Genomic DNA, 20061 nt, shown 5'->3' with positions numbered 1-20061 from the left:
CCGGAAGCTACGCCCTGCTCCGCCCGGGCGCATCCCTTCCCGTCACCCGGCCGCGCTCAAGGCAACGGTTGGCTCCGCCCTCAGTGCACGGCGCCAGGGTCCCCGTTGGCGGGGTCGTCCTCCGCGTCGGTCGCGGAGGGCTGCTCCGGCCCGCTGGAAATCACCCGGGCCAGGTGGACGCGGAACACGGAGCCCCGGCCGGGCCAGCTCTCCACGTCGATGTAGCCGCCGTGCGCTTCGATGATTCGCCGCGACACCGACAGCCCCAGCCCCACCCCGGGGGCGCGCTGCCGGGCGTTGCCCGCGCGCTGGAACGGGACGAAGAGCCCCTTGAGCTCCTCCGCCGACATGCCGATGCCCTGGTCCGCCACGGTCAGCACCGCGGACCGCGCATCGCCCTTCACGGACACCTCCACCCGGCTGCCCGCGGGCGAGTACTTGAGCGCGTTGCTCACCAGGTTGGTCAGCACCTGCTCCAGCCGGGCGGGATCCGCCCGCACCAGCACCGCGGTGTCCGGCACCACCAGGTCCAGCGTGTGCCCGGAGTCGCTGGACTGGTACAGCTCCACCACGGAGCGCGCCAGCTCCCGCGTGTCGCGCACCTCCGGCTGAAGCTCCAGCTTGCCCGCCTCGATGCGCGTGGCGTCCAGCAGGTCCCCCACCATCCGGTCCAGGCGGGCCACCTGCCGGCGCACCAGCTCCAACGTGCGCTGCATCCGCTCCGGCGTCACCTCCGCGCGGCCCGTCAACGCCGTGGACAGCTTCAGCGCGGACAGGGGGTTGCGCAGGTCGTGCGCCACCCCGGCCAGGAACGCCAGCTGCTGCTCCTGCTGGTGCGCCAGGCTCTCCGCCATCTCGTTGAAGGTGTGGGCCATGTCGCGGATCTCCGACGGGCCCTCCTCCGGCGCCCGCGAGTCCTTGTTGCGGCCCGTGCCGAAGGCGCGCATCGCGTGCTGGAGCTCCGCCACCGGGCGCAGCGCGAAGCGCCGCAGCCAGAAGACCACCATCCCCAGCGTCGCCACCAGCAGCAGGCCCAGCACCACCCCCAGCAGGTTGGCCGTCTCGTTCCAGTGCGCCGCGTGCTGCCGGGCCTCCTGCGCCTGATCCACGTTGATCTGGATGAGCTGCTCCAGCGAACGCAGCGCCTGGTTCAGCGCCCCCAGCACCCGCGCCTGCTGCTCCGGCTGGACCTGGTCCGGGTCGTCCGCCACCTTCCGCTGCGCGCTCAAGTAGGCGTTCACCTGCTCCTGCACCTCATCGAGCACCTGGTTCTCCTCGCCCGGGCTGGCGGTGGCGCGCAGGTCCTCCATCTGGCGGTGCAGGTCATCCTCGATTTGGGGCGGCGTGCGGTCACGGGACGGGTCCGCCAGCATGGGGCTGCCCGGCGACATCAGCAGGCGCGAGTGGACGAGCAGGTCCACCTCCAGCTCCTCCGCCTGCCGCACCCCGTCCACCGATTCACTCAGCGTGGCGGCCATGCGCTCCAGCACGGTCGTCAGCACCACGAGCAGGGTGGCGGACACCACGGTGAGCAGGACCAGCCCCCCCACCACCGTGGAGAAGAAGGCGCGCAGGCTCATGGCACTTCTCGGGCGGGGCCGCGGGCGGCGTCCGTCGTCATGTTCGTGCATCCTCCCTCCAGGCGGCGCCAACTGCCGCGAACGCCGCCCTGTTCCTGAGGAAAGCAACAAGCGTCCGATATCGTGGATTCGCCTCCCCATGGCCGTCAGACCCTGCCTTGAAAAGGAGCCGGCCCCCCAGGGCCCGGCCATGCTAGGCAGCACGCACACGCGGCCCGATGCGCTTCCTGGCACCCGGGCGTCCGCCCTGCTTGAAGAGGTCACCCGATGGATCTGCTCTCACCACCGGCCCGCACCCTGAACTTCGACGCCTTCTGGCGCTGGCTCCAGGAGCACACCAACTGCATCCTGCGGTGCGGCTCCGCCGACATGACGCTGTTCGACCACGACGACTTCCACTGGATGCTGATGGAGGAGGAGCGCCAGCACGTCCTCCAGCTCATCAAGGGCAAGTCGCTGGTGGGAGAGATGGTGATGGTGGGCCGCGAGGTCACGGAGGTCACGGTCTCGCCGGATCCCGACGCGGATCCGCAGCAGGGCCACTTCCTGGTGGAGCTGATGGGCGGACCGAAGGAGGACCCCCAGGTGCTCTACCACTTCGTCATGGCCCACGGCATCGAGCCGGCCGCCGGCCACCAGGGCTTCAAGCACTAGGCCCTACCCTCTCGCGGTGCGCTCGATGGCCTCCACCGCCCGGTGGACGCCGTTGACCCAGGCGCCAGGACGCACGCCGGGCCCTTCACGCAAGAGGGCCACCACCCGCGCCTCCAGGTCCGCCGCGTCCGCCACGCGCTCCGAATCCCTCAGCCGCACCGCCTGCCGGTCGTAGAGCCGGGGATGCGCCCACGCCACCAGCGGGGTCCCGGTGGCCCGGGCCTCCTGGACGGTGTTGTAGCCGCCCGCCCCCACCAGCACGTCCACGCCCCGGAGGACCGCGAGCGCCGGCCAGACGGCCTGCCCCGCGCCCCCGCCCGAGGGCACGAGCCACCGCACCTCCGCCCCACCCTCCAGGGTCACACGCAGCCGGGCGGCGGTGTCCCCGGCCTCGGCCACCTCCTCCGGACGGCCGCACCCCATCACCGCCACCAGCGGCCGGGGGTCCGTGTCCTCCAGCCCCAGCCGCCTCCGGGCCTGTTCGCGGGGCAGCAGCGCGTCCGCGTCCAGCAGGAGCCACGGCGCCGTCCGCACCGCGCGCGGGTGGTGCATGAAGGGGGCGTCCTCGCCGGGCACGACGAGCAGGTCGAACGCCTCCACCGCGCGGGCCACGTCGAAGCGCTCCACGTAGACGGGGTTCAGGTCGCGGTGCACCAGCACGCGCGGCGCGCGCACCGCGGGGAGCAACGCCACCAACTCTCCCAACAGGCCCCGGGGGAAGGTGTCCACCACCAGCACGTCGGGCGGGGCGCCCTGGAGCCACGCCGTCACCGCCGCCACCGTGGCGGCCTTGTCCAGGCGCGCGTCCAGCCGGTGCACGGTGGCGCCCGGCCCCAGCAGCGCCTCCAGGGGCAGGCCGGCGGCGAACGGGCTGTTGGTGAGCACCTCCACGGAGTGGCCCCGGGCCACGGCGGCGCGGGCCAGCCCCGCGGCGCGCGTCAGGTGCCCCAGGCCTCCTCCCAGCGCGTACAAGCGCCAGTGCTGGCGTCGCGCGGCCACTTCAGCTGCCGCCCAGCTCCTCCTCGAAGGAGGCGTCGTCCTCGCGGCGGACGCTCGCGCCGTCCGCCTCCGTGAAGTCGTCGCGGTCGCGGGACGCCCCGGAGGTGGACCACGCGTCGCGGCCGTAATAGCCGTAGTCCTTGTAGTAGTAGCTCGGGTCGCTTTCCGCTTCGTCCGGGGACGTGTCGGACGGGTCGCGGTTCTCGTCGCCGTTGTCCGCCGCCCGGGCGCACGTCACGCACACGTTCTCCGCGCCGTCGAGCATGCGCCCGTGGAGCATGCACACCGGCTTCTGGCAGCGCGCGCACTGCGTGGACGCCTTGCGCTTGCACGGGTGGGAGAAGAGGAAGCCGGTGGTCTCCAGGCACTGCTCGGCGGAAGAGAAGATTGGGAGCATGGCGGAGGGCTCAGGGCGACGCGGCGCCCGCGGGGGACTTGAGGCGGAAGAGCAGGGCCATGCGCAGGGGCAGGTCCAGCGAGGCGAAGCCCAGACACGCGGCGGCCTCTGGCGATACGGGCGTCTTGGTGGCGAGCACCGTCTTCCCGGCGGGGTCGCGCAGCGACAGCTTGCCGTCGCGCACCTTCACGCGAAGCTCCTCCGCGCCGGACGCGCCCTTCACGGACGCGCCCTCGCCGCCGGTCGCCACGGTGTAGAGCACCGCGCCCCGGGCGTCCGTGAGCTTCCAGCCGCCGCCGTCGCGCGCGAGCGTGTAGCGCACGGCCTGCCGCCCGGCGTCCTTCACCTGGAACACGTCCGGGCCCCCCGTGACGTACGCCAGCACCGCGTCGTCCGGGCCGGACACCTTGAGGTCGCCGTCCTTCCACTTGTAGCGGGCGACCTCCTTGTCCTCGCCGTCGACCAGCTTGGCGCCGTCGTCCTTGAGCTTGAGCGAGAAGCGCTCGCGGTCGTCGCCGTCCTTGAACTTGAGCTTGGCGCCCGCCTCGTGCGCCTCGGTGGCGGCGGCGGAAGCGGCCAAGGTGGACGGCGCGCTGGATGCGGGTGCGCCCCCCTGCGAGCACGCGGGGGCCGCGAGCACGCCCAGGACCAGCATGAACAGGACACGCGGTTTCACGGGGAGGCCCTCACACTCCCGAACTTGCGCAGGGAGCTGGAGAAGTTGAGCACCTGATAGAGGCTCAGCAGCATCATCGTCGCGGCGCGCGACGCGTCCTGGGGACCGGGAGGCGGGGCGCGGTGGCCCTTCTTGCCGGCGGGGGCGGCCGGGGGCTTCGGCGCCCACTCGACCCAGTCCTGGGGCAGCAGGGCCCGCATCGCCACGCGGTCCTCGGACACCTCCAGCCGCGACAACCGGATGCCTGGGGGCAGCCGGGCCGCGCGCTGCGCGCTCGAGCCCAGCTCCGCGAGGCCGGGGTGACGCTCCGGCTTCACGCGCAGCGCCACCTGCAGCAGCGACTTGCCCTTGGTCTTTCTCTTGATCTTCGTCCTGCCGCTGGCGCTCCGGCGGGTGCGCTTGCGCTTCTGCAGGTGATCCACCATGGACAGGTGCAGGTGCGTGCCGTCCGCGAACCGGCCCTGGAGGGACAGCCACGCATCGGTGAAGTCCTCGCAGTCCCACCGGCCGCGGCTGGGCCGTCCCACGCACTTGTGCGACTCGTCGATGGGCGCCAGGTCCAGCTTCAGGTCCACGGGCGCGTTCGGCTCCAGGTCCACCATGAAGCGCTGGAGCAGCCGGGCCACCAGCCCATAGCGGCGGTTCTCCAGGTCCGCCTTCCGGGACCGGGCGCGCACGATGAAGAGCACCACCGACGCCAGCAAGGGGACCCAGAACACGAGCGCGGGCAGGAAGGAGAACCGGGCGCGCAGCTCCGGCGACTGATTCTCCATCCAGAGGACCCCCACCAGGCAGTACAGGGCGATGCTGGAGAGGAGCGCGCCCCAGGCGCCCACCCACAGCAGGCCGCGCTTCTCCTCCGCCTCCACGTCCATCCCTTCCAGGGTCTTCAGGTCGGCCAGCACCTCCTCCACCGGGGCCCGGATCGCGTAGAGGTGCGTCTGTTGGAAGGCGATGGGATCGAGCGCCACGAGAGGGGACCTTGTTCAGCGGCACCAGCCATGGGCCGACCGCGAGGCAGCCTAGGAGGGGCCTACGGACAGGTCAAACCGACTGGCGCCGTCCCCGCGAGGCGCGCCGCTTGCCGTCCTTTCGTGCATGGCCCAGCACCTGGTACAGGCTCAGCAGCATCATCGTCGCGGTGCGTGACGCGTCGTCCTTCGCCAGGGCCTGCTTCCAGAAGGCGGGCGTCTCCGGATCATCCGGGGCGCGCTCCGCCCGGGCCACCCAGTCATCAGCCAACCGGACCCGCAGGGACAGCCGGTCCGCTCCGACGCGCACCCGCTCCAGCGCCACGCGCCGGGGCAGGCGCGTGGCGGCAGTGGCCCGGGCCTTCAGCGTCTCCAGCCCGGGGTAGCGCTCCGGCTTCACGCGCACGGACACCTGCAACCGGGCGAAGCCCTTCTGCTTCGTCTTCACCTTCGACCTGCCGCTGGCGCTCGTCTTGCCGCGTTCACGCCGCTGGTGGTGCTCCACCATGTGGATCCGCAGGAAGGTGCCATCCGCCAGCCGGGCCTCCAGCGTGAACCATGGGTCCACGTAGAAGCGCGTGAACCACCCGCCCGGCAGGTCGTCTTCCTTCACGCGCTTCTCGCGCACGTCGGGCGGACGCAGGTCCAGCCGCAGGCGCACCTCCGCGTCCGGGGCCAGGTCGACCTGGAAGCGGTTGAGCAGCACCCGGGCCAGCCCATAGCGCCGGTTGTCCAGGTCGCGCGGCTTCAGCGTGGACCGGCGCAGCAGCAGGAAGACCCCCGCGACGATGAGGGTCGCGGCGACCAGGGCCCCCGCCTGGAGCAGCCGCACCCCCTCCTCGGCCAGCTCCACGTTCGCCTTCACGGTGCCATGCCACACGCCATAGGTCAGCAGGGCCAGCATCCCGCCAGGAAGCAGCGTGAACCCCGTGAGCAGGTTCATCGCGCCCAGCTGCTTCTCCGCGCTGGCATCCAGCCGTCCCAGCACCTCCAGGTCCCGGAGCAGCTCCGGGACGGGGGCGCGGGACTGGTAGCGGAAGGCGGTGTGGAAGCGGGTGATGTTGAGCGCCACGGCGATGGACTCCCTGCGGCGCCTCGTGGGCGGACCGCGTTCGAGCGTAGGGGCCCGTGCGAAGGACCGTCAAACGGGACGGGCGACCCGCGGCGGCCCGGGTGCCTCGCGCGCGGCAGGGCGTCCAGGGCCTGGGACACGGGAGCGCGCATCGGGAGCGCGGCGGGGGACAGCCCCATCGCCAGGGCCCTGGAGACCTGGCTCCTCGGGCCTGGAGCACCCTCCGTGCGAGCAGGGCCCCGCTCCCCGAGGGTCCCCGGCGCCGGGGCGGGCGCGGTGGACGGCGGGCCGTTAGGTAGAATGGAACGGCCCCAACGGCATCGGGCGCGAGGTGGACCGTGGATGAAGTCAGCCGCAGGGCGGCGCTGAAGCTGATCGCGGCGGCGGGAGTCACCACCGCCGCGGGATGCTCACGCGGCGCGGGAAAGACAGAGGAGCAGAAGATGAATCCGCAGCAGCAACCAGAAGCCATCCTCCGGGTGGATCCACTCGGGCCGTCCCCATCGCCTTGGCGGACGCCGGATCCGTTCCTCTTCTGCGTGCATCACAACGACCGGTATCCGCGGGGCAACGCCTCGCTGGGGCCGGAGGCCTCGCTCGCGGGCCGCGACCTGGGCCAGGACTTCGGCGGGCGGGACGGCTGGAACATGTACCACGGCACCGTCGTGCCGGGCTTCCCCCAGCACCCGCACCGGGGCTTCGAGACGGTCACCATCGTCCGCAATGGCCTGCTGGACCACTCCGACTCGCTGGGCGCGGCGGCGCGCTTTGGCGGAGGCGACGTGCAGTGGCTCACCGCGGGCAGTGGCATCAACCACTCGGAGATGTTCCCGCTGCTCAAGCAGGAGCAGTCCAACCCGGTGGAGCTGTTTCAAATCTGGCTCAACCTGCCGCGCGTGGACAAGATGGTCACGCCGCACTTCTCGATGATCTGGGACCACGTGATTCCCCGGCACGTGGTGAAGGACGCGGCGGGACGCGCCACGGAGGTCACCGTGGTGGCCGGCAACCTGGGTGACGTGAAGGCTCCGCCTCCACCGCCGAAGTCCTGGGCCGCGCGCGCGGAGGCGGACGTGGCCATCTGGACCCTGAAGCTGGAGCCGGGTGCGCGCTGGACGCTGCCGGCGGCGGCGCGCGGCACGAACCGGATGCTGTACTTCTTCCTGGGCTCCCAGCTGACGGTGGGCGGCCGGGCCCTCCCGGCGTCGCGCGCCATCGAGCTGCGCGCGGACCTGGACGTGACGCTGGAGAACGGCGCGGAGACCGCGGAGCTGCTGCTGCTCCAGGGGCGTCCCATTGGCGAGCCGGTCGTGCAGTACGGCCCGTTCGTGATGAACTCGCGGCAGGAGATCCAGCAGGCCTTCGCGGACTACCAGCGCACGGGCTTCGGAGGCTGGCCCTGGCCGGACCACGCCCCCGTGCACGGCCGTGAGGAAGGCCGCTTCGCGCGGCACGCGGACGGCCGGGTCGAGCGGCCGGCCTGATCAGGGCTTCTGGGCCTCGGGGGGCTTCCACTCGAAGTTCACGGAGGGCGCGTGCACGGCCTTCGCGTCCTTCATGAGGAAGCCCTCGGCTCGGCTGGCGGCGCGGTCGAAGGCGGGGCGCAGGGACGCGGGGATGGGCAGGAGCACGCCCACGACGAACTTGCTCCCGCGGCACGACTCGTTGTCGTAGCCGAACGCGATGCGCACGGCGACGGAGTCGCCCTCGAGGTGGTGGAACGCGACCGAGCGCTTCACGTTGTCGAGGCCGTACTGGAAGCCCACGCAGTCCTCGCCGGGCTCCAGGCTCTCGAGCATCGCCTCCACCGTCTTGGCGTTCTTGAAGGCGGCCTCGTCGCGGACGTGCTTCTTCACGAAGCCGTCGGCCTTGAGGGCCTTGAGCACGTCCTGCTCCGCGAACCCGGAGAGCAGGGAGAAGCCGCCCTTGCCCTGGGTGACGTCATCGGTGACGTAGGACGTGTGCGAGTACGGGTGAGCGCCGCCGGTGTAGCCATCGCTCGACTGTTCGGTGCTGACCCACGGGCCGACCACGGACAGGACGGTGAAGGACTGGGAGGCCTCCCACTCGGACCGGTCCCGGGTGTCGTCCGGGTCGGGCGCGAGGCTGGAGAGGAAGGCCTTCTTGCGTGACTGGAGGCCGAACACCTCCTTGCCGCCGCGCAGGGCGCGCAGGTCCTTGGCGGACATCTCGAACGTCACGTCCGAGCCGGTCACCTTCCACGTGAGCGGCTGGGACTTGGGAGCAGCCGGGGCCGCGAGCAGCGCCACCATCACCACGGAACTCATGAGCATGCGCGCATCCTGCCCGACGTCCATCGGGTAGAAGAAGCGAGGACATGGTCATGCCCCTCCGCACCTGCCTCGCGCTGCTGCTCGTCCTCTCCGCCTGCGCGACGACGGAGCCCTCCGTCCCCCGGAGTCCCAGGATCGCCAACCTCCAGCGGGCGGCGAAGCTGCCCTGGACGGACGGAGGCCGGTGCGTCGTGAAGGAGGCCTCCCGCCCCTGGTCCCAGGTGGTGGAGCAGTGCTTCCACGCGCTCGACACCCGGAGGATCCACTTCCGCGATACCGGGCACCGCTGCCCCGTGGCCACGGCCGACGCGGCCAGCCTGGAGATGCTGGTCGGCGTCTGCCTGCTGACCCAGCCGGAGCTCGCGGTGGGCGCCGTGGTCATCATCGGCGCGGTGGTGGTGGCGGTCGCCATCCGGGAGGAGCTGGAGGCGTATGAGCTGCGGCATCAGTATCCAGAGCCCCGAGAGGAGACCCAGCCCGTCGCGGGACAACGGGTGACTCAATCGGAACCCACGGCGCAGGCAGGCGCGGCGGGGCAGGACTGGTTTCCTCCGCCCCCCGGGCCACCCGATTCCATGGAGCCGCGTGAGCGCGGCCCGGAGTGCATCCCCAAGCGCGTCCCACCCAAGGGCGGCAACAGCGTGCACGACACCTGCGCGGACAACCTCCCGCTCAACGCCTTCCGGGGCGCCAACGCCCTGGTCAACGGCAAGGCCTTCGACGCGCTACAACCGGCGACGCGGACCCTCTGGGAGATCAAGACCGACAACTTCGATGCGTTCACGTCCGCCCTTCAGGAGATCGTGGTCAGGAAGCAAGCGGCGGAGCTGACACGCGAGCGAGCTCTGGCGCTGGCCTGTGGATTCAAGTTCGCGGTCGGAGTACGCAGCGCCGCGCACAGGGCGGCCCTGCTCAAGCAGGCGCCCTCCCTCACCATCGTTGTCATGGATTGGTGCTGAAATGGCAACCCAACCTCTTCTCCTCATCGTCTACGCGCCCGCGCTCGTGCGGGATGACAGCCGCCGTGACACCCTTGTTCATGCCATGGAGCACACGCTCCCCGGCTTGCATCTATCGTGGACGATCTCGGATGAGGGCCAGTTCGTCCCAGCCCCTCGGCGCGACCTGCCAGACGGCGAGCTGCCTCTCCTTTGCAACGCAGATGAAGACCATCTCGTGACGCTGACCGGGTGGGAAAGCCCCGCGGGCGTTTCTCCTGGCGGTCATGCGCAATTGGAAGTTCACGCGAAATGGCCCATGGACGCGGCTGGGATCTCCAACGCGATGGAGGTGTTGTCAGCGGTGGCGGAGGAGGCTCGCGCCTTCTGGGGACATTCGACGCCGGATGGTGCGGCCTTGGACATCGCACTCCAGACAAGCCCCTCGTTGGATGGGCCCCCTCGCCCGCCCCGAGGACTTCCAGCGCTCAAGCTCCCAGAGGACCTGGGCTCCCCCGGGACTCCACATCGCCTCGGGTGGCTCAACTACTGGTCCGCCGCCACCGCGCGGGCCCTCGGGTTCCCGGACCCCGCGCGCGACGCGGAGCTGCTGACACGCTCCCGGCGCACCGCGACCGGTGGCTGGGTCGTCCAGCTCACGGACGCCCCCCTCGACCTGGATGACCCGCGCCACCTCGACGCGCTCCTCCGCGCCTACGAACGCTTCCCCTCCATCGGCGGACGCTCCATCCCGTGACACGCCCGGCCCGTTTGCCGCCGGGCCCCCGTCGCGGTAGCACCGGGCCGTGGCCTCTTCCGGCATCGTCTACGCGTCCTTCGACCGCTTCCCCGCCCCCAAGGGCGCGGCCGTGCACATCCGCGCCTTCGTGGACGCGCTGGGCGCCGCGTTCGGACCCGTGGACCTCGTGGCCATCGGCGACGCGCCTGACGCTCCCGCTCCCGCCCTCGGCCCGAACGTCACCTACCACCCGCTGGGTGCCCGCGGAAAAGACCTGGTCGCCCAGGCGCTGACGTTCCGCTCGCATCTGGGCGCGTGGTGGCAGGGCCGGCCTCGCGCGAAGGTCGTCCACGTGCGCTCCATCTTCGAGGGCTACCCCATCGCCCGGCGCAAGGCCTCCCTCACCGATGCCCTCGTCTACGAGGTCAACGGCCTGCCCTCCATCGAGCTCAAGTACCACCACCCCGACGTCGCGGACGACGCGGAGCTGCTGCGCAAGCTCCTCGCGCAGGAAGCCGCCTGCCTCCAGGCCGCCGACCTCCTCGTCACCCCCAGCGCCGTCACCGCGGAATACCTCCTCTCCCGAGGCGCGGATCCACGGCGCCTGCGCGTCATCCCCAACGGCGTGGACCTGGACGTGTTCCGCCACGCCCCGCCGCGCGCCCCGGAGCCCGGCCGCCCGTTGCGCATGCTCTACAGCGGCACCATGACCGCGTGGCAGGGCGTGCACCACGCCCTGGACGCCTGCCGCCTCCTGCGCCGCGACCTGCCCGTGGTCCTCACCCTCGTGGGCCCCCTGCGCAAGCACGCGCGCCGCGCCCTCCTGGACCGCTGCGGCGATCTGCTGCTCCAGGGCGCGGTCGAGCTCCTCGAACCCCTGCCCCAGGACGCGCTCGCCCGGCTGCACCACGCCTGTGACGTCGTGCTCGTCCCGCTGCCCGTCAACGACCGCAACTGCGTGCAGGGCTGCTGCCCCCTCAAGCTCCTGGAGGCCATGGCCACCGGCACCCCCGTCGTCGTCAGCGACCTTCCCGTGGTGCGCGCGCTGGCGGAGGCCACGGAGGCCTACCGCGTCCGCCCCGGCTCGCCCAAGGCCATCGCGGAGGCCGTGAAGGACCTGGCCGCCCACCCCGCCCTCGGCGCCGCGCTGAGCGCCAACGCCCGCGCCCGCGTGGAGCGGGACTTCCCCTGGGGCCGCGCCCAGCAAGCCCTCGTGAGCGCCTACGCGGACGACCTGGGGATCGCGCGCGCCAGCACCCGCGACAGCACCTCCGCCTCCGCGCCGGACTGAAACCCCGCCTCGATGCGCGCCCGCGCCGCCGCCCCCAACGCCGCGCGCTCCGCGTCCGACAGGCCCAGCACGTCCAGGCACGCCTGCCCCAGGTGATTCAAGAGCGCCTTTTGCACGATGAACCCATTCACCCCGGACTCCACCGCCTCCGGGATGCCCCCCGCGTCACTGGCGATGACCGGCCGCGCGCAGGCCATCGCCTCCAGCAGCGCGTTGGGCATGCCCTCCCACAGCGACGGCTGGAGATAGACGTCACACAGCCGCAGGTGCTCCGCGATGAGCGCCGGGGACTCCAGCGCGCCGGAGACGAGGATGCGGGAGGCGTCCTCGGGGTGCTCCGTCCGGTAGGCCACCAGGTGCTCCGCGTCCCGCGCGCGCACCTCGCCAATCACCAGCAGGCACGCGGGCCGCACGCGCCGCACCTCGGTGAGCGCCGACAGGAGGAACGGCAGCCCCTTCTTGTGGCGCAGCTCGCCGGAGAACCCCAGCACCGCCTCGTCCGGCGCGATGCCCAGCCGCTCGCGCAGCGCCCCGTCCGCCGGCCCCGGTGAGAACAGCGCCGTGTCCACCGCGTTGGGGATGACCTCCACGCCCGGGTCGCGGCCCAACAGCATCGCCATCTTCCGGCCCAGGTCCCGCGACGCGGCGGTGAGCACGTCCGCCCGCTGGAGCGTCCACAGCAGGCGGGCGAAGTCCCCCGGCGGAAACATCAGCTGATCCACGTCGTTGCCGCGCGCGCTGAGCACGGACGCCAGCCCCGCGCTCTGGGCGAACACCACCGCGAGGAAGCCCGGCGGGTACAGGTAGTGCCCCCACACCAGGTCGTACTTCCGCCGCGCGTGCAGGTAGCCGAGCACATCGAGCGTGTGCTGCATGGACAGGTCCACGCCGCCGAACAACCCCAGCCGGTGCAGCGTCACGCCCTTCGCGAACGGCGACACCTCCCCCGCGTCCGCCACCGTCTCCAGCGCCCCGGGCGCCGCCGTGCGCGTCCAGGCCATCACGTCCACGCGCGCGCCCAGCCGCACGAGCGAGCCCGCGGTGCGCGCGCCGCTGCGGGCCAGCCCTCCGATGTCGGGGGGAAAGCGCTCGGCGAGGAGGAGGACTCGGGGACCGGAAGCCATGTCGCGGAATCTACCCGGGCCCCAGCGCCGGCAGGCAGGGAACCACGAGGGATGAAAGCCCCCAGGCGTCCCGTTGCAACGCCCAATCCATGACGCAACCCCCTCCCGCCCCGCGCTCCTCGGACGCCTCCCCTGCCGCCTCGGGACTCAAGGGCCTCTTCGCCTCCCTGTGGCTGGCCGTGCGCGGCTCCACCGAGGACCTGGCCACCGGGCCCGTGGACCGCGCCTTCCTGCTGCTGTCCGTCCCCATGGTGCTGGAGATGGTGATGGAGTCCATCTTCGCCCTGGTGGACGTGCTCTTCGTGTCGCGCCTGGGCGCGGACGCCATCGCCACCGTGGGCCTCACCGAGTCCGTGCTCACGCTCTTCCAGACCGTGCCGCTGGGGCTCTCCATCGGCGCCACCGCGCTCATCGCCCGCCGCATCGGCCAGAAGGATCCGGAGCGCGCCGCGAGCACCGCCGTGCAGGCCCTGGGGCTGGGGCTGGCCCTGGCCGTGCCGCTGGCGCTCGCGGGCTGCCTCTTCGCGCGCCCGCTCCTCATCGCGCTGGGCGCCGCGCCCGGCGTGGTGGCGCAAGGCACTTCCTACACGCGGCTGATGCTGGGCGGCTTCCCCATCATCATGCTGCTGTTCCTCATCAGCGCCATCCTGCGCGGCGCGGGGGACGCGGCCACCTCCATGCGCGCGCTGTGGCTGGCCAACTCCGTGAACATCGTGCTCGCGCCGCTGTTCATCTTCGGCCTGGGCCCCGTGCCCGCCATGGGCGTCACCGGCGCGGCGCTGGCCACCACCGTGGGCCGCTCCACCGGCGTGCTGTATCAGCTGTACCGGCTGCTCAAGGGCAGCGGACGTCTGGAGTTGCGCCGCGGGCACCTGCGCGTGGAGCCGTCCACGCTGCGCTCCCTGCTCAGGCTGTCCGGCGGGGCCATCCTCCAGTCGCTCCTGGGCATGTCCAGCTGGCTCGTGCTGATGCGCATCGTGGCCACCTTCGGCAGCACGGCGCTCGCGGGCTACACGCTGGCCATGCGCATCCTGCTCTTCGCGCAGCAGCCATCGTGGGGCCTGTCCCACGCGGCGGGCACGCTGGTGGGCCAGAGCCTGGGCGCGGGCGACACCGACCGGGCCGAGCGCGCCGCGTGGCGCGCCAGCTTCTACACGCTCGGCTTCCTGGGCGCGGTGGCGGTGGGCTTCCTCGTCTTCGCCGAGCCCCTCATCCACCGCTTCACCTCCGAACCGGAGGTGGCCCTGCACGCCGCGCGCTGCCTGCGCATCGTCAGCTGCAGCCTGGCCCTCTACGCCTTCGTCACCGTGCTGCCTCACGCCTTCAACGGCGCGGGGGACACCACCACGCCCACCGTGGTGAACGGCCTCTTCTCCTGGGGCCTCCAGCTGCCCCTGGCGTGGCTCCTCTCCCATCCGCTGGGCTGGGGCCCCACGGGCGCGTTCGTCGCCATCGCCGTCACCTACGGCGCGCTGGGGCTGGCCAGCGCCGCCCTCTTCCGGCGCGGAGGCTGGAAGCTGCGGCACGTTTGATGCCGGCACCCGCCAGCGGACAATCCACACGGCCCAGGGGCTGAGTTGAAAGCGCTCGCCCACATGCCGACTTTCCCTGGACTCTCGCAGCGTGTGCGTGCCGGGCGCGACCCGGACACCGGGGGCTCCCGCAACCCCGGAGCGCCCCCGGACGCACCGCCGCGAGCTCCGGGGTGCCGCGGTCGCGGGGGGGCTTCACACATGGCGGGCAACGAGCGGTTGGGCGTGGCGATTGTGGGTCTGGGTGGAGCGGTGGCCACCACGGCGGTGGCGGGCATGGAGCTGCTGCGCCAGGGGCGGGTGGACACCCGGGGCCTGCCGCTCGCGGGCGTGAAGGGGCTGGGGCTGGTGGAGTACGGCGCCCTGACGTTCGGAGGTTGGGACCTGTTCGAGGAGGACCTGGTCCAGGCGGCGCGCCACCACGCGGTGCTCACCGAGGCCCAGTTGGAGGCGGTGGCCCCCACGCTGGGCCGCATGCGCCCGTGGCCCGCGGCCTCCAACACGAAGTTCTGCAAGAACGTCGTCGGCACGGCCGTGAAGCAGGCGCGCTCCCTGCGCGAGCAGGTGCAGGTCCTCCGCGACGACCTCACCCGCTTCAAGAAGGACGAGCGGCTGGACCGCGTGGTGGTGGTGAACCTGGCCTCCACGGAGAAGAGCGTGGACGCCACCCGTCCGGAGTTCGCCACGCCGGAGTCCTTCGAGAAGGCCCTGGACGCGAACGCCCCGGACATCGGCCCGGCGATGCTCTACGCGTACGCGGCCATCGTGGACGGCATCCCCTTCGCCAACTTCACGCCCAGCGTCGCCTCGGACATCCCCGCGCTGCTCGCGCTCGCGAAGCGCACCGGCGCACCGCTCGCGGGCAAGGACGGCAAGACGGGCCAGACGCTGCTCAAGACGGTGCTCGCCCCCGCGCTGCGCGACCGCGCGCTGCACGTGGACGGCTGGTACTCCACCAACATCCTGGGCAACCGCGACGGCGAGGCGCTCGACGACCCGGCGTCGAAGCAGAACAAGCTCGACACCAAGGGCGCCGCCCTGGACAGCATCCTTGGCTACAAGGTCCAGGACCACATCGTTCAAATCCAGTACTACCGCCCGCGCGGGGACAACAAGGAGGCCTGGGACAACATCGACGTCACGGGCTTCCTGGGGCAGCCCATGCAGCTCAAGCTCAACTTCCTCTGCAAGGACTCCATCCTCGCCGCGCCGCTCGTCGTGGAGCTGGCGCGCACGCTGGACCTGGCCAGGCGCCGTGGCGAGGGCGGCGTCATCGACGCGCTGGGGTGCTTCTTCAAGGCCCCCATGTCGCCGGATGGCCAGCCCGTCGAGCACGCCATGGCCGAACAGCAGCGCCACCTGATGGCGTGGCTGGCCCAGGGCCGCGCGCACCAGGTGGAGCGCGCCCCGGAACGCATCAGGGGCTGACACCACCATGAACGCACCCGCGCGTGACACGGCGGCGGCCCCGGGCCGCCTGGCGGAGCTCCGTCCGCTGCTCTCGGAGCTGATGGACCTCAAGCGCCTGCGCACCCCGGACCATCCGGATGGACTGGCCGCGCACGGCTTCCGGCGCGCATGGGCGGCCCTCGCCTCCGGCGTGGACCCGGGAGCCGTGGCGCTCCAGGAGACGGCGCGCGCGGTGGCCGCGGTGAAGCTGGGCGGCCTGGACGCGGACGTCCTCGTGCGGGCGGGGCTGTCCCCCGGGGACGTCGCGCGGGTCCTGCACCGGGGCCTGGACGCGGTGGCGGGACCGCTGGAGCCCGACCTGCGGGAGCGGCTGTCCCTGGCGCTCACGCAGACACCTGATGCGCCCCACGCGCCGCCGCCCGCGTTCGTGGAGCGGCTGGTGCATCAACCCCGCGCCGGGGCCACGTTCCCCGGGCGGGCGCGCCTCCTCGTCCCGCCGCAGGAAGGGCACGCGGACCACTGCTACGCGGTGGCGGTGGGCGCGGTGCTCGTCTCCTCGCGGTTCGGCGCGGCCCCCTCCCTGCCCTTCCTGGCGGGCCTGTCGCATCACCTCTTCAACGCGGTGCTGCCGGACGCGGGCTACGGCGGCGAGGCGCTCTTGGGGGACCTGCTGGAGCCCCTGATGAAGCGCCACACGGAGGCGGCCCTGGCCTCGCTTCCGGTCCGGCTCTCCAAGGTCGTGCGCCAGGCGCTGATGCTCACCGGCAACGTGGACTCCCCGGAGGCGCGCGCCTTCAACGCCGCGGACGCGCTGGACCGCGCGCTGGAGCTGGAGGCCCATGCCCGCGCGGCGGGGTTCACCCTGCGTCAGGCGATGGAGGACCTGGAGCTCATCCACCCCGGCCCCCTGCGGGCGTTCGGCGACGACGTCCTCCGCGAAGCGACGGTGTGGCCATGAGCCGGCGGTCCACGGCCAGCGGCGGGGCGCGAGCGCTGCGCTCCACCCGCGTCCGACGGCGGTGGCGGCTGAACCTTCCGGAGAGGTGGTGACCATGTTGGAGGCGAAGCCAGAAGCCCGGAAGCTGGGCTGGGCGGTGGTGGGCTGCGGTTGGGTGGCGCGGGACTACGTCATCCCGGCGCTCCAGGAGGCCCGCAACGCGCGGCTGGTGGCGCTGTGCGACTCGGACGCGGAGGCGCTGATCCGCATCCAGGCGGACGGCGCCGTCCGGCACACCGCGCTGGGGTCGGTGCTGGCGGACCGGAACGTGGAGGCCGTCTACATCGCCACGCCCAACCACCTGCACGCGGCGATGACGGAGGCGTGCGCGGCGGCGGGCAAGCACGTGCTGTGCGAGAAGCCCATGGCCGTCACGCCGCAGGAGGCCCTGCGCATGGTGGTGGCCTGTCAGCGCGGGCGCGTGCACTACGCCACCGCGTTCGACCAGCGCCACCACGCGGCGCACCGCAGGCTGCGCACGCTGGTGAAGGAGGGCGTGCTGGGCACCGTCACCCAGGCGCGCATCCACTACGCGTGCTGGCTGCCCGCGGACTGGACCCCGAGCAACTGGCGCATCGACCCGGAGCAGGCCGGAGGGGGCGCGATGATCGACCTGGCGCCGCACGGGCTGGACCTGCTGGAGATGGTGCTGGGGGATGAGTGGCAGTCGCTCACCGCGATGACGCAGCGGCGCGTGCACGGCTACCCGGTGGACGACGGCGCGGTGCTGATGGGCCAGTTCAAGAGCGGCACGCTGGGGCTCCTGCAGGTGGCCTACAACTGCCCGGACGCGTACCCCCGGCGCACGCTGGAGCTCATCGGCACCCGGGCGCGCGCGCTGGCGTACAAGACGATGGGGCAGACGCCCGGCGGTTCGCTGTCGCTCACCGACGCGAGGTCGGGCGAGGAGACGTGGATCCACCTGTCCCCGGACGAGGACCGGAGCCCCTTCCTCCACCAGCTGGAGTCCTTCTCGGCCTGCGTGCTGGACGGCCGTCCGCAGCCCTTCTCCCCCGAGCGCGACGTGCGCCTCGTGGGGCTCCTGTCCCGGGCGAACCACTCTGGGAGGGCGTTTCCGCCATGCCATTGATCCGCTATGCCTGCACCCACTGCGGCACCTGGCAGCCGGGGTTCCCGCGCGAGCGGCCCACGGCCTGCCCCACCTGCCTGGACGTGCGCAACGCGCTGCCGCGCGACGGCTGGGACTTCCAGACGGCGGGGCAGGTGTCGGAGCGGCTGAGCACGCGCTGGGAGGAGGCGCTGCCCGGCATCTGGGCCTTCTCCTGCACGCCGCACTTCGGCCTGGGGTCCACGGGGTGGCTCCTGCGCAGGCCGGAAGGCAACGTCGTCTTCGAGGGCGCGCCCTGGTATTCGCGGCCCGCGCTGGAGTTCCTGGAGGTGATGGGCGGCATCCAGGTGCTGTCCGCGTCGCACCCGCACGGCTTCGGGGCGCTGTGGCAGCTCCAGGAGCACTTCGATCCGCTGCTCGTCCTGCACCGGGACGCGGTTCAATACAGCAAGGCCTTCCAGGTGCGCTGGCCGGTGGATGACGAACACGAGCTGGCGCCAGGGCTGACGCTGCACTGCGTGGCGGGCCACTACGAAGGGCAGACGGTGCTGTACGACGCGCGCACCCGCTCGCTGTTCTGCGGCGACGCGCTGAAGGTGGACATGGACGCGCGCGGCCGCCCCACGGGGCTGTCGTGTCACAAGGGCTTCCACTACGCGATCCCGCTGAGCCACGCGGAGCTGCGCCGCTACCGCGCGGTGTTCAAGCAGCTGCCGTTCGAGAACGTCTTCACTCCGTTCGAGTTCGCACGGGGCGTCACCCGCGACCACGCGCTGGCGCTGTTCGACCGGCTGCTCTCCGGCATGCCGCACACCCGTCCCCTGCCGTTGGAGGAGCTGTCATGAGCGTCGCCCGAGCCCTGGATGCCTATCACCGCGCCGTGTCGACCGGCGCGCTTCAAGTCTTCCGCATCGACCCCATCGACCGGATGGGAGTCCCGGTGGTCTCCGCCAGCCTGCGCATCGGGACCGGCCCTGGCGCCGCGCTGCACGGCAACGGCTACGGCCGCACCGAAGACGAGGCCCGCGTCGGCGCGATGGGCGAGCTGGTGGAGGAGACCTTCTGCGAGTACGCGATGCTCCGGATGCCGCGCATTCACGGCAGCTACGCCGCGCTGGTGCGCGCGCGAGGGCCCACGGCGGTGGCGGACCCGCTCACGCTGGGGCTGCCCGCGGGCAGTCCGTACCGGCCGGACCTGCCGCTCGTCTGGGTGGAGGTGCAGCGGCTGTCCACCGGAGAGCGCGTGCTGGTGCCGGAGGAGTACGTCGCCATCCACCCGGGGCAGTTGCAGGGCCGCTCGCCGCTCATCACGCCCATCACCAACGGCCAGGGCGCGGGGCTGACGCGGCCCCAGGCGCTGTCGCACGGCCTGCTGGAGCTGCTCCAGCGCGACGGCAACGGGCTTCAGTACCGCGCCATGGACCAGGGCGTGGTGCTGGACCTGGGAGGCGCGCAGCTGGCGCCGGACGTGCGCGAGCTGCTGGAGCGCTACCGGCGCGCGGGGGTGGAGGTGATGGCGAAGCTGGCGGGCACGGACTTCGGCATGGTCAACCTGTACGTGGTGGGCCGAGACATGTCCGTGGGGGACCCGCCGCTGATGATGACGGCGTGTGGCGAGGCGGCGGATCCGGACCGGGACCGGGCGCTGCGCAAGGCGCTGCTGGAGTACGCCTGTTCGCGGGCGCGCAAGGCGTTCATGCACGGACCGCTGAGCGCGGTGGCCCGGGTCGCGACGCAGGAATACATGGACCGCTTCGTGCCGCTGGTGGACCTGGGCGCGGAGGAGCCGCGCGCGCTGAACGCGATGGTGGAGTGGGCGCGGATGCCGGCCGCGGCGCTGCGCGAGCTGACGGCGTGCACGCTGATGACGCGGAAGACGGTGCGCTTCGAGGACCTGCCCCGGGCGCCCATGGCGGAGGACCCGTCGCTGCGGTGCGACCACGTGGTGCGGCAGCTCCACGCGGCGGGCTTCGACATCCTGATCGCGGACCTGTCGCCGCCAGGCCGTCAGGTGCACGTGGTGAAGGTGCTGGTGCCGGGGCTGGAGGTGGAGACGATGACGTACAACCGCATCGGTGAGCGCAACGCCGCGCGGCTGCTGGAGCGGCGGGATCCGCTGGTGGGGATGGGGGCGCCACCGCCGGGAGCGCAGCCGGTGCGGCTGACGCCGGAGGCCGAGGAGCGGCTGGGTGGCCCCGTCTGGTTCAACGCGCGGCTGGCGGAGGCGCGCGTGGGGCGCCTGTACGCGCTCTACCGGGAGCCGGACCGCCACGCGGTGCCGGCGGTGCTCGCGAGCCGCCGCTTCGGGGGGCAGTGAG

The 20061-nt window shown here is 72.4% G+C and carries 19 protein-coding genes; 11 read left to right on the top strand and 8 right to left on the bottom strand.

What is annotated here, in order from left to right; translation table 11 throughout:
* Positions 1-80 precede the first annotated feature (80 nt).
* The gene (locus tag FOF48_RS18435) at positions 81-1580 is read right to left on the bottom strand and encodes a HAMP domain-containing sensor histidine kinase (RefSeq protein ID WP_143903457.1); all 1500 of its coding nucleotides are present in this window, start codon (positions 1578-1580) and stop codon (positions 81-83) included.
* Positions 1581-1847: 267 nt separating this feature from the next.
* Between FOF48_RS18435 and FOF48_RS18430 the strand changes: the two genes are divergently transcribed.
* Positions 1848-2234: a serine/threonine protein kinase gene (locus tag FOF48_RS18430; protein ID WP_143903455.1), complete on the top strand. Its 387-nt coding sequence runs from the start codon at positions 1848-1850 to the stop codon at positions 2232-2234.
* Between the two features lie 3 nt (positions 2235-2237).
* Here the strand turns inward: FOF48_RS18430 and FOF48_RS37560 are convergent, their stop codons facing one another.
* The 5 genes from FOF48_RS37560 to FOF48_RS18405 form a co-directional block, all read right to left on the bottom strand.
* Positions 2238-3233 (bottom strand): hypothetical protein, encoded by a 996-nt coding sequence (locus FOF48_RS37560; RefSeq protein ID WP_143903453.1) that lies wholly within the window; start codon positions 3231-3233, stop codon positions 2238-2240.
* 1 nt (position 3234) lies between these two features.
* Positions 3235-3630 (bottom strand): hypothetical protein, encoded by a 396-nt coding sequence (locus tag FOF48_RS18420; protein ID WP_143903451.1) that lies wholly within the window; start codon positions 3628-3630, stop codon positions 3235-3237.
* 10 nt (positions 3631-3640) lie between these two features.
* Positions 3641-4306 (bottom strand): hypothetical protein, encoded by a 666-nt coding sequence (locus FOF48_RS18415; protein ID WP_143903449.1) that lies wholly within the window; start codon positions 4304-4306, stop codon positions 3641-3643.
* Entirely contained in the window at positions 4303-5277 is a 975-nt protein-coding gene (locus tag FOF48_RS18410) for a hypothetical protein (RefSeq protein WP_143903447.1), read from the bottom strand. The genes FOF48_RS18415 and FOF48_RS18410 overlap by 4 nt, the downstream gene beginning before the upstream one ends.
* A gap of 73 nt (positions 5278-5350) precedes the next feature.
* Positions 5351-6349, bottom strand: a complete 999-nt coding sequence (locus FOF48_RS18405; RefSeq protein WP_143903445.1) for a hypothetical protein — start codon at positions 6347-6349, stop codon at positions 5351-5353.
* A 443-nt stretch (positions 6350-6792) separates the two neighbouring features.
* Between FOF48_RS18405 and FOF48_RS18400 the strand changes: the two genes are divergently transcribed.
* Positions 6793-7833, top strand: a complete 1041-nt coding sequence (locus FOF48_RS18400) for a pirin family protein (RefSeq protein WP_143904217.1) — start codon at positions 6793-6795, stop codon at positions 7831-7833.
* Here FOF48_RS18400 and FOF48_RS18395 read toward each other — a convergent pair whose 3' ends face one another.
* Positions 7834-8643, bottom strand: a complete 810-nt coding sequence (locus tag FOF48_RS18395) for a hypothetical protein (protein WP_186001965.1) — start codon at positions 8641-8643, stop codon at positions 7834-7836.
* A gap of 44 nt (positions 8644-8687) precedes the next feature.
* Between FOF48_RS18395 and FOF48_RS18390 the strand changes: the two genes are divergently transcribed.
* The 3 genes from FOF48_RS18390 to FOF48_RS18380 are packed head-to-tail and all read left to right on the top strand — an operon-like array spanning position 8688 to position 11611.
* Positions 8688-9602: a DUF6310 domain-containing protein gene (locus tag FOF48_RS18390; protein WP_255442344.1), complete on the top strand. Its 915-nt coding sequence runs from the start codon at positions 8688-8690 to the stop codon at positions 9600-9602.
* A gap of 1 nt (position 9603) precedes the next feature.
* Entirely contained in the window at positions 9604-10338 is a 735-nt protein-coding gene (locus tag FOF48_RS18385; protein WP_143903441.1) for a DUF5953 family protein, read from the top strand.
* A 49-nt stretch (positions 10339-10387) separates the two neighbouring features.
* Complete coding sequence (locus tag FOF48_RS18380) at positions 10388-11611, top strand: glycosyltransferase family 4 protein (RefSeq protein ID WP_143903439.1); 1224 nt, start codon at positions 10388-10390, stop codon at positions 11609-11611.
* Here the strand turns inward: FOF48_RS18380 and FOF48_RS18375 are convergent.
* On the bottom strand, positions 11542-12735 hold the full coding sequence (locus FOF48_RS18375; protein ID WP_143903437.1) for a glycosyltransferase: 1194 nt from the start codon (positions 12733-12735) through the stop codon (positions 11542-11544). The two genes, FOF48_RS18380 and FOF48_RS18375, sit on opposite strands and share 70 nt — an antisense overlap.
* An 89-nt stretch (positions 12736-12824) precedes the next feature.
* Here FOF48_RS18375 and FOF48_RS18370 point away from each other — a divergent pair, with 89 nt between their 5' ends.
* The 6 genes from FOF48_RS18370 (at position 12825) to FOF48_RS18345 (ending at position 20060) form a co-directional block, all read left to right on the top strand.
* Entirely contained in the window at positions 12825-14267 is a 1443-nt protein-coding gene (locus tag FOF48_RS18370; protein ID WP_143903435.1) for an MATE family efflux transporter, read from the top strand.
* Positions 14268-14492: 225 nt separating this feature from the next.
* Positions 14493-15695, top strand: coding sequence for an inositol-3-phosphate synthase (locus FOF48_RS18365; protein WP_255442342.1), 1203 nt, complete (start codon positions 14493-14495; stop codon positions 15693-15695).
* A 7-nt stretch (positions 15696-15702) separates the two neighbouring features.
* Positions 15703-16635 (top strand): hypothetical protein, encoded by a 933-nt coding sequence (locus FOF48_RS18360; RefSeq protein ID WP_143903431.1) that lies wholly within the window; start codon positions 15703-15705, stop codon positions 16633-16635.
* Between the two features lie 94 nt (positions 16636-16729).
* Positions 16730-17764: a Gfo/Idh/MocA family protein gene (locus FOF48_RS18355; protein WP_143903429.1), complete on the top strand. Its 1035-nt coding sequence runs from the start codon at positions 16730-16732 to the stop codon at positions 17762-17764.
* Positions 17755-18588 carry a hypothetical protein gene (locus FOF48_RS18350; protein WP_143903427.1) on the top strand — a complete coding sequence of 278 codons (834 nt, stop codon included), beginning with the start codon at positions 17755-17757 and terminating at the stop codon, positions 18586-18588. Before FOF48_RS18355 ends, FOF48_RS18350 begins: the two co-directional genes overlap by 10 nt.
* The gene (locus FOF48_RS18345; protein WP_143903425.1) at positions 18585-20060 is read left to right on the top strand and encodes a YcaO-like family protein; all 1476 of its coding nucleotides are present in this window, start codon (positions 18585-18587) and stop codon (positions 20058-20060) included. The genes FOF48_RS18350 and FOF48_RS18345 overlap by 4 nt, the downstream gene beginning before the upstream one ends.
* The last annotated feature ends 1 nt before the right edge of the window (position 20061 follow it).

It is taken from the genome of Corallococcus sp. Z5C101001, assembly GCF_007352635.1.
Classification (GTDB): Bacteria; Myxococcota; Myxococcia; order Myxococcales; family Myxococcaceae; genus Corallococcus; species Corallococcus silvisoli.
Note: the sequence above shows the minus strand (reverse complement) of the source record. Positions and strands in the feature narration are given on the sequence as shown.

Excerpts from the sequence above, each read along its gene's own strand:
- FOF48_RS18435 (WP_143903457.1), bottom strand. The coding sequence starts at position 1,580 with ATGAGCCTGCGCGCCTTCTTCTCCACGGTGGTGGGGGGGCTGGTCCTG.
- FOF48_RS18430 (WP_143903455.1), top strand. The coding sequence starts at position 1,848 with ATGGATCTGCTCTCACCACCGGCCCGCACCCTGAACTTCGACGCCTTC.
- FOF48_RS18420 (WP_143903451.1), bottom strand. The coding sequence starts at position 3,630 with ATGCTCCCAATCTTCTCTTCCGCCGAGCAGTGCCTGGAGACCACCGGC.
- FOF48_RS18400 (WP_143904217.1), top strand. The coding sequence starts at position 6,793 with ATGAATCCGCAGCAGCAACCAGAAGCCATCCTCCGGGTGGATCCACTC.
- FOF48_RS18395 (WP_186001965.1), bottom strand. The coding sequence starts at position 8,643 with ATGCTCATGAGTTCCGTGGTGATGGTGGCGCTGCTCGCGGCCCCGGCT.
- FOF48_RS18390 (WP_255442344.1), top strand. The coding sequence starts at position 8,688 with ATGGTCATGCCCCTCCGCACCTGCCTCGCGCTGCTGCTCGTCCTCTCC.
- FOF48_RS18385 (WP_143903441.1), top strand. The coding sequence starts at position 9,604 with ATGGCAACCCAACCTCTTCTCCTCATCGTCTACGCGCCCGCGCTCGTG.
- FOF48_RS18375 (WP_143903437.1), bottom strand. The coding sequence starts at position 12,735 with ATGGCTTCCGGTCCCCGAGTCCTCCTCCTCGCCGAGCGCTTTCCCCCC.
- FOF48_RS18370 (WP_143903435.1), top strand. The coding sequence starts at position 12,825 with ATGACGCAACCCCCTCCCGCCCCGCGCTCCTCGGACGCCTCCCCTGCC.
- FOF48_RS18360 (WP_143903431.1), top strand. The coding sequence starts at position 15,703 with ATGAACGCACCCGCGCGTGACACGGCGGCGGCCCCGGGCCGCCTGGCG.
- FOF48_RS18355 (WP_143903429.1), top strand. The coding sequence starts at position 16,730 with ATGTTGGAGGCGAAGCCAGAAGCCCGGAAGCTGGGCTGGGCGGTGGTG.
- FOF48_RS18350 (WP_143903427.1), top strand. The coding sequence starts at position 17,755 with ATGCCATTGATCCGCTATGCCTGCACCCACTGCGGCACCTGGCAGCCG.
- FOF48_RS18345 (WP_143903425.1), top strand. The coding sequence starts at position 18,585 with ATGAGCGTCGCCCGAGCCCTGGATGCCTATCACCGCGCCGTGTCGACC.